This window comes from Streptomyces sp. NPDC093094 (assembly GCF_044754345.1).
Taxonomy (GTDB): Bacteria; Actinomycetota; Actinomycetes; order Streptomycetales; family Streptomycetaceae; genus Streptomyces.
The window spans coordinates 432,238-446,585 of sequence record NZ_JBIVOX010000005.1 but is presented as its reverse complement, the minus strand read 5'-3'; the positions used below and the strand labels follow the sequence as shown (position 1 = coordinate 446,585).

Below are 14,348 nucleotides of genomic sequence, written 5' to 3'. Positions count from 1 at the left end.
TAGACCCTGATGACGGGCGAACGGAGAGGGAGAGCGAGTGTCGCAGCAGGCCAACCCTCGGGGAACCTTCCTGAAGATTGCCGACGCGGTGAAAAGGCAGATCGAGAATGACCCGAACATGACAAAGTTGCCATCACTGACAGAGATCATGCGCGATCACAAGGTCTCGCGGGGGGTCGCGGTCCGCGCGTTCGGTGTGCTGCGGCAGGAAGGTGTGGCCGAACCGGCGAAGGGCGGGCGGTGGCGAGTTGTACGAGCCGGCGCCCCTGTGGACCGGCGCCCGCTGGAAGAACGGATCACGGACATCATCACGGCTGAGAAGCTGCAAGTAGGGGAAGCGTTCCCCAGTGCCTCCGTGCTGGCTGCGCGGTTCGGGGTCTCACGCCCCACGGTGACCAAGGCTCTGGACAAGTTGGCGTCTGCCGGCGTGCTGGCGAGCGGGGGGCAGGGCAAGGTGCGGACAGTCCGCGCCGTGCCGATTCGAGAGGAGCGTTCCTAGCTTGTCGGAGTTGACGGAGTGGGCCTATCCCTTGGCTGAGTCGTTGTTGGCTGAGCCGCTGCCGCGCCGATGGCGGCACTCGCAAGGCGTCGCCGAACGGGCCCGCACGATCGCGCCCATCCTCGGAGAAGACGCCGCGTTGCTCGAAGCCGCGGCCGTCCTGCATGACATCGGGTACTCCCCCGACCTTGCCAAGACCGGCTTTCATCCCCTTGACGGCGCCCGCTACCTCCGAGACGTCGCCAAGGCAGACGAGCGAGTCATCAACCTCGTTGCGCACCACTCGTGTTCGTGGATGGAGGCGGACGCGCGAGGCTTGCGTGAGGAGCTGGAGGGCGAGTTTCCCCGCGAGCACGCGCATCTCAATGACGCGCTGTGCTTCTGCGACATGAACACCACACCGGACGGCACGCCCACGAACCCGATCGACCGCGTGAACGAGATCACCGGACGGTACGGGCCCGACAGTCTGATCGGGACGTTCATCCGGCGAGCCGAACCGGAGATCCTCGCCAGTACTTCGCGAGTACTCGAACGGGTGGCCGCCGCCAAGCGTCAGCCGATGTAGGGGGTGCCGCGCGTCCGGTCCATGGCGTGCTCGATGCGGAGCCGCATCGTGGGGTGGATGTCGAGTTGAGACAGGTCCTCCGGAGTGACCCAGCGGACCGCTGTCGTCTCGTTGCTCGTACGCACCTCACCGGCTACCGGCCGGGCCCGGAAACAAATGCTGAACTGCTGCCGGACCTCCCCGTCGTCGTACTGCATCACGTGCCCCGGGTCGGTGTAGATCCCGGACATGTCGAGGACTTCCGCCTTGATCCCGGTCTCTTCCCAGACCTCCCGGACGACGGTGTCGCTGATGGACTCCCCCACGTCGTGACCACCGCCGGGCAGTGCCCAACGGCCGTTATCGGACCGCCGGATCATCAGCACCTCACCCGCGCCGTTCTGTACGAACGCGACGACCGACGGCACAACCGAGTTGGCCGGCGGTGCGTCGGGGTCGTGAAGGTAGTCGATCCGCCCCATGGTCAGGCTCCCGTGTTGCTCGCAAAGTCCGCGTCGGTGATCTGACGCGCGTTCTCCCAGGTGTGTTCGATGCTATTCGCGTACGTGTCGAACAGCCCGCCATCCGCCAAGCGTCGCAGGTGCAGCACGGGGGCCAGGTAGGCACCGATGCCGTAGACGTGCGGGTTGACGAGCATCTCGTCATCAGCCCGGTAGATCGAGTTGTAGAGAGTCGAGTCATGCAGCCGGAACCCGATGTCCGGGTGACTCCGCATGAGCGGACGGTAGAGCACCATGGCGTTGCGAATCTTGCCGTCCATGATCCGGTGACCTTCATCTATGCCGCGCTGCTGGACGGCCGCACTGCCAGGGTCCCCGAGCAGGATGCGCACCCGCACGCCCGCCGCCACCTTCGCCTTTAGAAGGTCATGGAAGAGCGGATCTTCCGACAGGAACAGACCGGAGTAGACAAGCACGTCAAGGCTGCTCTGTGCCCGACCGTAGATCTCACGCCACAGCCCCGACGGCACCGTGTGCCGGTGGGGGTAGACGGTGCCAATCTCCGCCTTAGCCAGATCCGTTGCGCTGTCAACAGTGCGGGCGTCATCCCACAGTGTCGTGACGTCGACCTTCAGCACCGCGGCCGTCGCGTACTGGTGACGCCGGTAAGGCACCTTGCCCTGCGTGATCCAGCGTTCAACAGTCTTCGGGTTGACCTCAATCTCTTCAGCGAGCCCCTGAATGGTCATGCCCCGAGCTAACAGAGCTGAGCGCAAGCGTTCGTTGGACATCCGTACCCCCCGTTGGGACTTCTAGGGAGCTCTTGACGGTAGCCAGAACTCCCAGAGCTGTCTACGCGCGGGGTGAACAACTCCCCTGACCTGCAGCGATTCTGAGTGTGCGCCAAGAAGTCTCGGCGCAAAGCCAAGAGGGTCCGTCGGTGGGCTTGACGGAACACTATGCAGTACCTGTAAAACAGGTACTGCATTAACGCCCGGAGGGCTCCGGAGGGGGCTCGAAGGAAGCGCATGCGTTGCTTGAGAACTCAACAGGGTGTCAAGTTCGACGGGGTTTGAGTCCCCGTCCCCGTGGCGGATGGGTGAAGGCCGCCGGCGGCCACTTCTTTGCGTGTCAGCTCTGGAGAACGTTCCTGGGGATCACCCTTCCACTTCATGGGGGTCAGCCTCCGGTGCGCCACCTGGTCACGCGCCGCCCTGCTGGCGTCAGAGCAGTGATGATGGCGCGCCCGACTTCTTCCGGCTCGGGGCCGGTGTGCCGTGGCAACGGCGTACCGGTGAAGCCGGTCGTCCCGACTCGCCCCGGAGGTTCCGTGGTGAAGCGACGTACGCGGGCACCGCCGCCGTGGACCGGGCGGCGGTGCCCTGACACGGCCCGGTCCGTTCCTGGCCCGCAGCACATGACGCTGCGGCCGGCTGCCTCTTCCGGCCGTCCGGGGCCGCGCACCGCGCGGGCTCTGTACGGCCGGGAGCGCGGGGAGCCGGAATCCGCCGACTCTGGATACAGGAGCGGTCCCCCGGGTTGCCCCCCGAGGGACCGCATACAGGCGCCTAGCTGGAGGCAACCTGTGGTGCTCAGTCTGACAGACGAAGAGCGTGCCGAGTTGGCGCGCAAGAACGCCGAAGCGAACAAGCGCAGCGCGGACAACGCCCGTGCCAGGGACGGCCGGTGATGGCCGAATCCGAGCACGAGAGGACGAAGGAACCGCTCCCGCAGCGCCCGCGTGGCCCGCACCCGTACCTGTGGTGACCGGCCCCTGATCGATCCGCCCCGATGGTCGCAACGCCGGGTTCGACTCCCGACGGGGGCGCTCTGGCCGCTGTCCTGCGGTCGCGCCGCGTGTTGCACGCGGCTTCCCCTCCAACGGCGAGCGGCCCCCGGGTGGCACCCCGGGGACCGCGTACGGGCCGTTCCCCCTGCTAAGGAGATCCACGACCCATGAAGCACATCGGTGCTGATCAGGCAGGTGTTACCGCCGACGGTGACGACCGCGAGCCGACGGCTGCGGAACTGGACGCGATCGAGAGCGAGTGGCCTGCCATCGAGGCGGACGTCAAGCGGATCGACGCGCTGATCAAGAGCCTGAACCACCACCCGGACGAACTGGGCATGCGGCGGGTGCGCCGTGCACAGCGCCGGATCCTGGCGGCCCGGCGGGTCCTGGCCAACGGCGAGTTGAGCGGGGGTGCCGCATGACCGGCACCGCCCGTTGCCCGGCCGCTCACCCCGACGACCCGACCCTGTGCGACGGCCCAGCCGTCGTGACCGTGCTGGACGCCTACAACGCGGGGGCGGACGGCTGCGAGCATCACGGGGCCAGGCTGCTGGCATCGTTGGAGCGCGGCAGGGTCTACGCCCTGCCGGACGCGCCGGCGGGCGCCGCCATCCGTGTCTTCACCGCCGCGGACGACATCCCGCCGTTCGTCTGGTACGAGGGCGCCCCGCGGACGCAGCCGAACCAGCGCAGCCGCGCGGAGAACCGCCGCAGGGGGGTGACGGCATGACCACCCCCGAGACGGCACAGACCGCTGAGCGTCCGGCTGTGCCGCCGCTCACCCGCCCGGAAATGGGTCTCGCCGGTGTCGGCGCGCTCGCCGCCGCTGGCGTCGGGGCGCTCGGTCTGATCTCCTCCTTCGACGCCGTGTCCGCCGCCGCCACGCGGTGGGGGTTCGGCGAGCCGTGGATGCTCCCCGTCGGGATCGACACGGCCATTCCGGTGTTCACCGTGGCCAACTTGCTGTTGATCCGGATGGACATGGCGTTGGCGTGGGTGCGGTTCGTGCCCTGGGCGCTCACCCTGGTCACCTGCGGTCTCAACGTGGCTGCGGGTGACGGGCTGTGGGCGAAGCTGGCGCACGGCACGATGCCGCTGCTGTGGGTGGTGTTTTCCGAGATCGGCGCGCACATCTACGCCGTACGGATCGGCGCCGCCACCGGCCGCAGGATGGAGAAGATCCGGTTCTCCCGCTGGCTGCTCGCCCCGCTGTCCACCTTCGCCCTGTGGCGCCGCATGACGCTGTGGGAGATCACTTCCTACAGTCTGGCGCTCGGCTGCGAGCGGGAACGCCTGTTGGCCCGCGCGGACCTGCGGGAGCAGTACGGGCCGCTGTGGCGGTGGAAGACACCACGGCGCGAGCGGGTGATGCTGCGGATGGGCGAACTCACCCCCGCCGCCGAAACCGTGCCCGCCGCTCCCGACCCGGCCCCGGCGCCAGAGGTGACGGAGCCGAGGAGCGAGGCACTCGTAGCGCCCCGCCCGCGGACGGCCAAACCCCGGCCGAAGAAGGCTGCTGCCTCGCCGCGGCGCACGCCGGCCGAACTGCTCGCCGAAGCACGCACGCTCACGGCCGACTGGCCCGACGCGCAGATCAACGGCGAGGAACTGCGCAAGGTGCTGCACTGCGGTTCCGGCCCGGCCCGGCAGGTACGTGACGCCCTGCTCGCCGACCGCGCGCAGACCCTCACCCCGCACATCATCGGCACCGACGCCCCCGCGTCCGGCGCCGGCGCTGAGGCTGAGGGGGTGGCCGCGTGAACACCTGGGCCACTGTCCTGCTGTCCACGCTGCCGCTCGCGGCGGGATGGGCCGGGCATGTGTGGTGGCTGCGAGGCTGCCTGAACACCGCCCGGCGCGACCCGCTCACCGGGCTGCACACCCGCGACGGCTTCACCCGCCGCGCCACCACCTTGCTGAAGGACCCGCGCGCCGTTGTCGTCCTCGCCGACGTCGACCGCTTCAAGCACATCAACGACACCTACGGGCACGCCGCCGGGGACGCGCTGTTGAAGGCGACCGCCGACCGGCTCGCCCACCACGCCGGAACGCGTGGGGTGGCCGGACGGCTCGGGGGTGACGAGTTCGCCGCCGTCGTGATCGACGACCACGGCATGGCCGGTGACATGCTCGCCGTGCTGCACGGCGTGCTCGCCCGCCCGGTCGACGGCCAGGACCCGGCCGTACGCACCACGGTCTCTCTCGGGTGGGTGCGCGCCGCGGACTTCCCCGCAGACGATCTGTCCGGTCTGCTGCGGCGGGCGGATGAGGCCATGTACGCGGCCAAGCAAGCCCGGTCCGGGGCCCGCCGCGCGGGACTGGGCAGGCTGTTCGCCACCCTCGCCGGACGGCGCGCCGGACGCTCCGGCACCGCCGGGGACGCGCCGGCCGTGGGGGTGGCGGCGTGAAGTCACAGCCGATCGTCGGCGCCGCCGTCTTCAACGCGGTGATGGATGCGGCCGGCTACCGCTGCCAGTGCGGCGGCAGGTGCGGGAACCCCCACAGCCGGGACGGCGGACGCTGCCCGCGCGAGCACGACCACTACACCAGCAAGCACGGCCGACGAGTCCGGCTGATGGCCGCGCCGGTCGACCCGCTCGCCACCGACCTCACCGCCGCCCGCCTACCCGCGAGCGAGCTGCGCGCGTGGTGCCCCGACTGCCACACCGCCGCCGCCCGACTCGCCCGCAAGCGCCTGCCCGCAGCCCCCAAGGATCAGTGCGGCCTGTTCGACCTGTAACCGCTCAACGGTCAGGGGGACAGGTTGGGACAGGGGGACAAAGCGTCCCCCTTACCGCCCAGTAGCGCCTTCATCATCTCCGCACGGGCCCGGCCGCCCACCTCCTACAGCGACGGCCGGGCCCACCCTCCCGCGATTTCTGGAAGGAACCTCAGTGAAGCACCCCGACGACGACCACGAACTGTTCAACCGACTCGAAGCCGAGATGTCCGCCGACTCCGGCGGCGAGGTAGTCGACCTGGACAAGGCCCGATCCGCCCGCACCGAGTCGACCGGCCCCGCCCCCCGACCGACCGCCGACCGGTCGCCCGACTCCCACCCCACCGAGTCGGGGCAGGAGTCGGCCGATCCGACCACGGCCGTGTTGGTCGACTCGTCGACGCTGAAGGCGGCCGGTCCCGGCTACCTCGGTCGGCTCGTCGCCGCACGCCGCCGCCCGGTCGTCCCGGCGTGGCTGCGCTCCCTGTCGGAACTCAGGACGGCGTCGGCATGGGTGGCCCGCCACTACGCCCACGCCGCCGGCTACCACGCACTGCGCACCCCGGTCTACGCCGCCCGTCTCGCCCTTCAAGCCCCGACCGGCGCGGCCCGGTTCGTCGGGGGCACGATGCGGTGGGTGGCCGACCGGGAGGGCGAACCCGTCCGCCTCGCCGCCGTCCGCCGGGAGGACGCAGCCGAGTACCTGAAGCTGTCGCGGCAGCGCGACGGCCGCGTGCGGCTGCGCACCCTGGTCACCGTGCTGGGCATGTTCATCGGACTCGGTACGGCGCTGGCCATGTACGTGCTCGCACCCGACTGGCTTCAGGCCGTGTCCGTGACCGCGCTGGTGATGGCCCTCGGTGCCGTCGGCCGCAAGGCGGACGCTCCGGTCGTCCATCGTGCGGTGGAGCTGCCCAAGGCCACCAAGCTCACGTCCGACATTGTGCTGCGGGCGCTCGGTGCGCTCGGTATCCCGGCGATCAATCAGGCGCAGTCGAAGGGGCGGGACGGGTTCGAGTTCACCGCCCCGATCACCCGCGACGGCCCCGGATGGCGCGCTCAGGGCAACCTCCCCTACGGCGTGACTGTGACCGACGTGATCGAGCGTCGCGACCGGCTCGCCTCCGGTCTGCGCCGCCCGCTGGGCTGTGTGTGGCCGGAGGCGGTGGCGCAGGAGCACACCGGGCACCTCGTGCTGTGGGTGGGGGATCAGGACCTGACGACGGCGAAGAAGCCTCAGTGGCCGCTGGCCAAGGCGGGTGCGGTCGACCTGTTCAAGCCCGTCGCGTACGGCACCGACCAGCGCGGACGGTGGATTGAGGTCACTCTGATGTACATCGCGGGGGTGATCGGTGCCATCCCGCGGATGGGCAAGACGTTCCTGCTGCGTCTGCTGCTGCTCATCGCAGCGTTGGACCCGCGGGCGGAGTTGCACACGTACGACATGAAGGGCACCGGCGACCTGGACCCGGTCGGCAACGCCGTCTCCCACCGGCACGCCGCCGGCGACGACGACGATGCGATCGGCTACGCGCTCGCCGACTGGCGGGCGCTGCGCGAGGAACTGCGCCGCCGCACCAAGGTGATCCGCTCCCTCCCTCGGGACATCTGCCCCGAGTCCAAGGTGACCAGCCAACTCGCCGACAAGCGGTCGCTCGGGCTGCACCCGATCGTGGTCGGGGTGGACGAGTGCCAGGTGCTGTTCGAGCACCCCGAGCACGGCAAGGAGTTCGAGGAGATCGCCACCGACCTGGTCAAGCGCGGCCCCGCCACCGGCATCGTAATGCTGCTGGCCACGCAGCGCCCCGACGCCAAGTCGCTGCCCACCGGCATCAGCGCGAACGCGTCCGCCCGGTGGTGCATGAAGGTCATGGGTCAGACCGAGAACGACATGGTGCTCGGCACGTCCGCCTACAAGCGCGGCGTGCGGGCGACCATGTTCGCCTGGGGTGACAAGGGCATCCACTACTTCGTGGGTGAAGGGGCGGACGCCCGGATCGTCGCCGGCGTCTACGTCGACGCCCCCGGAGCCGAGACCATCGCGGCCCGTGCCCGCAAGGCCCGCGAGACGGCCGGACTCCTCTCCGGCCACGCGCTCGGTGAGGCGCCGGAGGCGGTGACCGGACCGGCCTACGACCTGCTCGCCGACATCCTCGCCGTCACCCCCGCCGCTCAGGCCAAGGAATGGTCCGAAACGGTCGTGGCCCGGCTCTCCGAACTGCGCCCCGACGTCTACGGCGGATGGGAGCCCGACGCGCTCGCCGCCGCCCTCAAGCCGCACGGCATCTCCACCATCCAGGTGGGCCGCCGGGTGAACGGCAAGGTCGTCAACCGGCGCGGTATCGACCGCTCCCACATCACGGCCGCGATTGCGGAGCGTGACGGAAAGCGGGACGCGGGCTGAGGCTCCGGGGCCGCTAGCGCTAGCGGCCCTCCCCGCTAACGTTAGCGGCCCCGCTAGCGTCCTAAACCTGCGTTGATCAGGCCGCTAGCGGATAGCGGCCCACCTGCGGAAACCCCCGAAACTCCGCCCGGAGGACATCTCATGACCCCCATCCTCCTTGCTATCGCCTGCCTGCTCGCCGTCACGCTCGGTTACGGCGGGGTGTGTGTGGCCTCGCCGTTCGGCGACTGCCGCAAGTGCCGCGGCATGGGCCACGCGCTGACGACCGACCGCAAGGGACGGCTAAAGCGCGGCAAGGACTGCCGCCGCTGCAAGGCCACCGGCAAGCGCATACGCGTCGGCCGCTGGCTCTACAACCGCTGGGCCCGCATCTACCGCGCCGGCACCGATACCCCCCGCCCGGAAGGCTTCCGATGATCCTCAACATCTCCGCCGTCCTGCTCTTCGGCGCCGCATCCGCGTTCGCCGTCAAGACCAAGTCCGCCGGAGGCGGCGCCGCCCTGGTCCTGTTCATGTTCGGGTTCTTCACCGCCGGGACTGGCGCCTATGAGCCCATCCACAACCTCGTCGAGGCGTTCGCCGCCGCCCTCAACGACATCGGCTGAGAAAGGGATCATGACCGTGAACGAGCCCACCCTCCACGGGACTCCGGCCGAACCGACGGCCCTGGAAATCCACCACCCCACCCCGATCACGCCCACGCCCACGGTGCAGCTCGCGCCCGCACAGCCCGGCGGCGTCCCGGCCGTGGCGAGCGTCGTTCTGCCGGACGGCCGTGTCGTCACCGGCTACGCCGTCCACCCCGCACAGCCCGAACCGCTCGCCGCCAAGCTGGCCGTCTCCCGCACGGCGGTGAACGTCGCCCTCGGAGGCGTCGGGTTCCTCGCCGTGTGCGGCGGGCTGTTCCTGCTGACCGCGTTCATCACCGCGCTGACCGCGCTGGTCACCCAGCTGGTCATCCTCGCCGCCGTCGTCTTCGGCGGATGGGTCGCGGTGCAGGTGCTCAGCGCGAGCGGCCACAAGGGCGCGACCACGGTCAACATCCGCAAGGCCGTCATCAAGCGGAACAAGTTCTACGGCTGACAGGAGCCTTCACCGTGCGACCGCGCATCCGCCTCACAGACCGGCCGCGCCGCGCGCTGGTCCTCACCGACACGCCCCACCCCACATGCCCGGAATGCCGGGGCGAAGGCGGCACCGCCCACGACTACGGCGACCACACCGGCGAGTACGCCGGAACCGAATGGGCGCCCTGCCACTGCTGGGACGAAGCCCGCTGCCTGGTCCTGCTGCCCCTGCCCCGTCGGCCCCGGTGGCTGCGCCGCCACGACCACTACCGCGACTCGTGGGGCCCCGTCGACTACAGCGACGAACCCCCGTTCTAGCTACGCCAAGGGCGGCCCCCGTCTCGCCAAAGTCCGGGGCCGCCCTTGTCCCCCAGCACCCTGCAACAGGACTGGAGACACTCAGCATGACCCAACCCACCCCCCTTCGGCGAGCCCGAACCGCCCCGCCCGAACCCCTGCGCATCGCGCTGGAACTCGCCGCGCACGGCGTACCGGCGTTCCCCCTGCGTGCGGGAAAGCGGCCGTTCGGCAACTGCCCCGACTGCAAGAACAGCGCATGCGGCGACCGGCCCCACATGAAGAGCGTGGGCCCCTGCCAGTGCCCTGCACCGTGCCACGGATGGGCCGCCGCCACCACCGACACCCACGTCCTCACCTCCCCCACGTGGGCCCTCGCCTGGCACCGGGCGCACGGCGTCGGCTACTACCCCGGCGGCGCCGGCGTGACCGTCGTCGACCTGGACAACCCCGCCGCCATCGCATGGGCCCGCGCGACCCTGCCCGCCACCCGCACCGTGCCGACCACCCGCGGCGAACACTGGATCTACCGCGGCGTGATGCGCTCCGCGAACGCCGTCCGACCCGGCGTCGACATCAAGTCGCACATGCAGTACGCCCGTTGGCTAGGCTCCGGCACCGGCCGCATGCTCGAACTCCCGTCGACCGTGCGCGCGCTGGCCGTGAAGGAAGACACCACCCCCGCCGCTGGGAAGGTGGTGTCTTCCCTGCCCCGCGCTACCTGGGACCGCAGCGCGGCCACCGGGTGCCGCCACAACGAACGCTTCGTCCGTAAGGGCCTGGAACGCGGTCTGACCCTCGTACGCGCCCGCGTCAAATCCGGCGCCGGATCACAGGCGTTCGGCGCCGCGCGGTTCCTCGCCGTACAGCACACCGCATGCCCCGGACCCTGCGGACTCGACGCGCTCGGGGAAGAGATCGTGGCCGCCGCCGTCGCCGTGGGCGTCCCGGAGGCGTACGCCCGCCGCGCGGTCGCCAACGGCCTCAACACCGGCCAGGGAGCCACCGCATGATGCAAAGGCCCCACACCCCCGCCGGCGGCCCGCAGGACGCCGTACAACCCGCATCGAGCACGGCCGCAGGCGAGCCGACAGGTGCCGCCCGCAAGGGCGTCCCTTCTGCCGTTCGCTCTGAGCCGCGGGCGGAAGAGCTGCCAGCGCCGTCCAACCCACTCGCCGTCGCCCGCCGGCTGCTGCCGGACTGGCAGACCGAGGACGGACAGCTTGTCTGCCGTCGCTGGCGAGCGTCGTGGATGCGATGGACCGGCACATCGTGGCGCGAGATGGACGAAGCGCAGGTCCGTGCCCACATGTACACCCGCCTCGAACACGCCACCTATCAGGCACCGGGCAAGGACGGACAGCCCGAGGAACGCGACTGGGCACCGACGAAGCAGAAGATCAGCAACCTTCTCGACGCGCTCGGAGCCATCACACTGCTGCCCACCGACACCGACGCCCCCGCATGGACCGACCGCGACGGCGAGCCGGACGGCGGCCCGATCGTGGCGTGTGAGAACGGTCTGCTGCGCATCCGTGACCGCGCGCTGCTGCCGCACAGCCCCGGATTCTTCAACCTCGTATCCGTCCCCTTCACCTACGACCCCGCCGCCACCGCACCGACGTGGGAACGCTTCCTGGCCCAGCTCTGGCCCGACGACCCCGACGCCATCCACGCCGTACAGGAATGGTTCGGCTACATCCTGTCCGGCCGTACCGACCAACAGAAGATCCTGCTCATGGTCGGCCCGACGCGTTCCGGCAAAGGCACCATCGCCCGCGTCCTCAAAGAGCTGGTCGGCAAAGAGAATCTCGCCGGCCCCACGCTCGCCGGACTCGGTACGAACTTCGGACTGTCCACTCTGCTGGGCAAGCCGCTCGCGGTGATCTCCGACGCCCGTCTGTCCGGCACCGACAACAGTCAGGTGGTTGAGCGGCTGCTGACGATCTCCGGTGAGGACACGATCGACATTGACCGCAAGTACCGCGAGCCATGGACCGGCAAGCTGCCCACCCGGCTGATGATCCTGTCCAACGAGCTGCCGCACTTCGGCGACTCTTCCGGGGTCATCGCCCGCCGGTTCGTCCTGCTCAACATGACCGTGTCGTGGCTGGGCAAGGAAGACACCACCCTCACCGACAAGCTCGCCGCAGAGATGCCCGGCATCCTCAACTGGGCCCTTGACGGACTCGCCCGACTGGAACGCACCGGACGGATCACCGAGCCGAAATCCAGCCGCGAAGCCGTCACCACCATGCGCGACACCGCATCCCCGACCAGCGCGTTCATCCGCGAACGCTGCACCACCGGCCCGACGTGCACCATCCCCGTAGACACGCTGTGGAGCGTCTGGCGGGACTGGGCAGAGGACAACGGCGTCAAGCCCGGCACAAAGCAGGTATTCGGCCGCAACCTCCTCTCCGTCGTCCCCCAACTCAACCGCACCCGCCCCCGGGACGCCTACGGCCGACAGGTGGCCATCTACGCCGGCATCACCCTCAGGCCGTCCGAACCACATCAGCCAGAGTCGTGACTCACCGCGACTCAGACCGCCCCCGGCATCGCGCTCTGAGTCGCGGTGAGTCGCGGCTCAGAGCAATGTCACCCCAACCCTGTTCCGGCCCGGAGCCGTCCCGCCACGGAGGTACGCGCCGATGAGGACCGCCATCGAGTCGCCCACCGATCAGTTGCTCTACACCCCGGAGGAAGCCGCCAAGGTTCTCCGTTTCGGCCGCTCGACCGTCTACGAACTCATGGCCGAAGGGACCTTGATCTACGTCAAGCGCGGTCGCTCGCGCCGCATCCGTCGCAGCGACCTGGAGGCGTACGTCAACGCCCTCGAACCGGCCGCCGCCTGATCACACACCCGACTCGGCTCCGGGCACCGTGCCCGGAGCCGTTCTGTTGCACAGAGGAGCACATGAGTCCCCGCCCCAAGAAGCCGAACATGGAGTCGTCCGTCTACGAGGGCAACGATGGTTGGTGGCACGGACGCGTCACCATGGGCGTGAAGGACGACGGTAGCCCCGACCGGCGCCACCGCCGGGCCCGGACAGAAACCGAAGTGAAGCGCAAGGTCCGAGAGTTGGAGGACCTGCGGGACAAGGCACGCGCGCCTAAGGCGGGCCGGAAGCCGACCGTAGAACAGTGGATGACCACCTACCTGACCGACATCGCATCCTTGAAGCTCAAGCCGCGCTCACTGGATGACTACTGGTCCAAGACCAGGAACGACATCGTGCCGGGCATTGGCAAACACCGTCTCGACAAGCTTCAGCCGGAGCATCTGGAACGGATGTACCGCGTCATGCTCGACGAGGGCCACGCGCCCTCACACGTGCTGAAGGTGCACCGCATTCTGTCCCGCGCCCTGAAAATCGCTCACCGCCGGCGACTCGTTGTCGAGAACGTGGCCATCCTCGTTGACCCGCCCACGGTCGACGAGACGGAGGCGAACCCGTTCACGACGGAAGAGGCAAAGGCGTTCTTGAAGGCCGCCGCGAAGCGCCCCACGTTCATGCGGTGGTGCGTCGGAGTCGGCATGGGGTTTCGGCAGGGCGAGACCCTCGGTCTGAGGTGGCCATACGTCGACTTCGACAACGAACTCTTCCGCCCGGAGTGGCAGCTTCAGCGGCTGACGTGGCGGCACGGTTGCGAGGACCCGCGCGCGTGCGGCGCCAAATTCCACCGGTTCGAGCCGTGCCCGCTGGACTGCCGGGCCCACAAGGGCTACAAGCGCGGTTGCCCACAGCCGTGCCCGGAGGGCTGCACACGCCACGCCCGCGCGTGCCCCGACCGCAAGGGCGGCGGTCTGGTCTTCACCCGCCCCAAGACCAAGAAAAGCCGGAACGCCGTCCCCATCCCGCCCCCGTTCATCCCCTACCTGCGCGAGCACAAGGCACAGCAGCAGGAAGCGCGCGAGGCGGCTGGCGACGCGTGGGAGGAAAACAAGCTGGTCTTCACCCGCCCGGACGGCCGTCCCCTCGACCCCCGGCAGGACTGGGAAGAGTTCAAGAAACTGTTGGCGGAAGCCGGGATCGACGACCGCCGCCTGTACGACGGGAGCCGCCACACCGCTGGCACGATCCTCAACGAACTCGGGGTGGACATGCCCACCATCATGGAGATACTCCGGCACACCCAGATCAGCCAGACCCGGCGGTACGTGAAGGGGCGCTCACACCTGTCGAAGGACGCCATGCGTCGCATGGGCGACACCTTCATGCCCGGCCCGGAACCGGCCCCGGAGCCTCAGCCGGAACCCCGCCCCGGGCCATCCATTGAGACCAGAATTGAGACCAGGGACAGCCGCGCGGCCCGTGCGCAGCGTCGCCGCCGCATCCGCTGAACGAGAAAGCCCAGCTCAGACAGTATCTGAGCTGGGCTTAGGGTGAGCCGCTTTCGGGATTCGAACCCGAGACCTACGCATTACGAGTGCGTTGCTCTGGCCATCTGAGCTAAAGCGGCGTGCTGTCCGCACTATGGTGCGATCGGCAACGTCGGTAAGTCTACACAGTTTCCAGGGGTGCTTCGTACCGGCCCCGGAGGGCGGACCTCCAGGG

At 69.5% G+C, this 14,348-nt stretch carries 18 protein-coding genes and 1 tRNA gene; 16 read left to right on the top strand and 3 right to left on the bottom strand.

Features of this window, described 5'->3' with window-relative positions; translation table 11 throughout:
• The first annotated feature begins 37 nt into the window (after positions 1–37).
• Positions 38–499, top strand: coding sequence for a GntR family transcriptional regulator (locus ACIQGV_RS13125; protein WP_402493914.1), 462 nt, complete (start codon positions 38–40; stop codon positions 497–499).
• 1 nt (position 500) lies between these two features.
• Positions 501–1,067, top strand: coding sequence for an HD domain-containing protein (locus ACIQGV_RS13120; protein WP_401311154.1), 567 nt, complete (start codon positions 501–503; stop codon positions 1,065–1,067).
• Here the strand turns inward: ACIQGV_RS13120 and ACIQGV_RS13115 are convergent.
• The gene (locus ACIQGV_RS13115) at positions 1,055–1,528 is read right to left on the bottom strand and encodes an NUDIX domain-containing protein (protein ID WP_402493911.1); all 474 of its coding nucleotides are present in this window, start codon (positions 1,526–1,528) and stop codon (positions 1,055–1,057) included. The genes ACIQGV_RS13120 and ACIQGV_RS13115 overlap by 13 nt on opposite strands.
• A gap of 2 nt (positions 1,529–1,530) precedes the next feature.
• Positions 1,531–2,256: an XRE family transcriptional regulator gene (locus ACIQGV_RS13110; protein ID WP_402493909.1), complete on the bottom strand. Its 726-nt coding sequence runs from the start codon at positions 2,254–2,256 to the stop codon at positions 1,531–1,533.
• A 1,207-nt stretch (positions 2,257–3,463) separates the two neighbouring features.
• On the opposite strand from ACIQGV_RS13110, the gene ACIQGV_RS13105 reads away from it, so the two are divergent.
• From ACIQGV_RS13105 to ACIQGV_RS13040, 14 genes are all read left to right on the top strand, one after another.
• On the top strand, positions 3,464–3,721 hold the full coding sequence (locus tag ACIQGV_RS13105; protein WP_402493907.1) for a DUF6284 family protein: 258 nt from the start codon (positions 3,464–3,466) through the stop codon (positions 3,719–3,721).
• Entirely contained in the window at positions 3,718–4,029 is a 312-nt protein-coding gene (locus tag ACIQGV_RS13100) for a hypothetical protein (protein WP_402493905.1), read from the top strand. Before ACIQGV_RS13105 ends, ACIQGV_RS13100 begins: the two co-directional genes overlap by 4 nt.
• Positions 4,026–5,060, top strand: a complete 1,035-nt coding sequence (locus ACIQGV_RS13095) for a DUF2637 domain-containing protein (RefSeq protein WP_402493904.1) — start codon at positions 4,026–4,028, stop codon at positions 5,058–5,060. The genes ACIQGV_RS13100 and ACIQGV_RS13095 overlap by 4 nt, the downstream gene beginning before the upstream one ends.
• Positions 5,057–5,707 (top strand): GGDEF domain-containing protein, encoded by a 651-nt coding sequence (locus ACIQGV_RS13090; protein WP_402493902.1) that lies wholly within the window; start codon positions 5,057–5,059, stop codon positions 5,705–5,707. The genes ACIQGV_RS13095 and ACIQGV_RS13090 overlap by 4 nt, the downstream gene beginning before the upstream one ends.
• Positions 5,704–6,039 carry a hypothetical protein gene (locus ACIQGV_RS13085; RefSeq protein ID WP_402493900.1) on the top strand — a complete coding sequence of 112 codons (336 nt, stop codon included), beginning with the start codon at positions 5,704–5,706 and terminating at the stop codon, positions 6,037–6,039. The genes ACIQGV_RS13090 and ACIQGV_RS13085 overlap by 4 nt, the downstream gene beginning before the upstream one ends.
• 154 nt (positions 6,040–6,193) lie before the next feature.
• Positions 6,194–8,422 carry a cell division protein FtsK gene (locus ACIQGV_RS13080; protein WP_402493897.1) on the top strand — a complete coding sequence of 743 codons (2,229 nt, stop codon included), beginning with the start codon at positions 6,194–6,196 and terminating at the stop codon, positions 8,420–8,422.
• Positions 8,423–8,563: 141 nt separating this feature from the next.
• Positions 8,564–8,839: a hypothetical protein gene (locus tag ACIQGV_RS13075; protein WP_402493894.1), complete on the top strand. Its 276-nt coding sequence runs from the start codon at positions 8,564–8,566 to the stop codon at positions 8,837–8,839.
• A complete protein-coding gene (locus ACIQGV_RS13070; protein ID WP_382021233.1) occupies positions 8,836–9,027 on the top strand; it encodes a hypothetical protein in 192 nt (63 codons plus the stop codon). The genes ACIQGV_RS13075 and ACIQGV_RS13070 overlap by 4 nt, the downstream gene beginning before the upstream one ends.
• A gap of 10 nt (positions 9,028–9,037) precedes the next feature.
• Positions 9,038–9,505, top strand: coding sequence for a hypothetical protein (locus ACIQGV_RS13065; RefSeq protein ID WP_402493892.1), 468 nt, complete (start codon positions 9,038–9,040; stop codon positions 9,503–9,505).
• Between the two features lie 14 nt (positions 9,506–9,519).
• The gene (locus ACIQGV_RS13060) at positions 9,520–9,807 is read left to right on the top strand and encodes a hypothetical protein (RefSeq protein ID WP_402493889.1); all 288 of its coding nucleotides are present in this window, start codon (positions 9,520–9,522) and stop codon (positions 9,805–9,807) included.
• 86 nt (positions 9,808–9,893) lie between these two features.
• On the top strand, positions 9,894–10,799 hold the full coding sequence (locus tag ACIQGV_RS13055) for a bifunctional DNA primase/polymerase (RefSeq protein ID WP_402493887.1): 906 nt from the start codon (positions 9,894–9,896) through the stop codon (positions 10,797–10,799).
• Positions 10,799–12,319 (top strand): phage/plasmid primase, P4 family, encoded by a 1,521-nt coding sequence (locus ACIQGV_RS13050; protein ID WP_402493884.1) that lies wholly within the window; start codon positions 10,799–10,801, stop codon positions 12,317–12,319. The genes ACIQGV_RS13055 and ACIQGV_RS13050 overlap by 1 nt, the downstream gene beginning before the upstream one ends.
• A gap of 121 nt (positions 12,320–12,440) precedes the next feature.
• Positions 12,441–12,644 carry a helix-turn-helix domain-containing protein gene (locus ACIQGV_RS13045; RefSeq protein WP_402493881.1) on the top strand — a complete coding sequence of 68 codons (204 nt, stop codon included), beginning with the start codon at positions 12,441–12,443 and terminating at the stop codon, positions 12,642–12,644.
• Positions 12,645–12,733: 89 nt separating this feature from the next.
• Positions 12,734–14,134, top strand: coding sequence for a tyrosine-type recombinase/integrase (locus tag ACIQGV_RS13040; protein WP_402493878.1), 1,401 nt, complete (start codon positions 12,734–12,736; stop codon positions 14,132–14,134).
• 45 nt (positions 14,135–14,179) lie between these two features.
• Here the strand turns inward: ACIQGV_RS13040 and ACIQGV_RS13035 are convergent.
• A tRNA-Thr gene (locus ACIQGV_RS13035) sits at positions 14,180–14,253 on the bottom strand.
• Positions 14,254–14,348 lie beyond the last annotated feature (95 nt).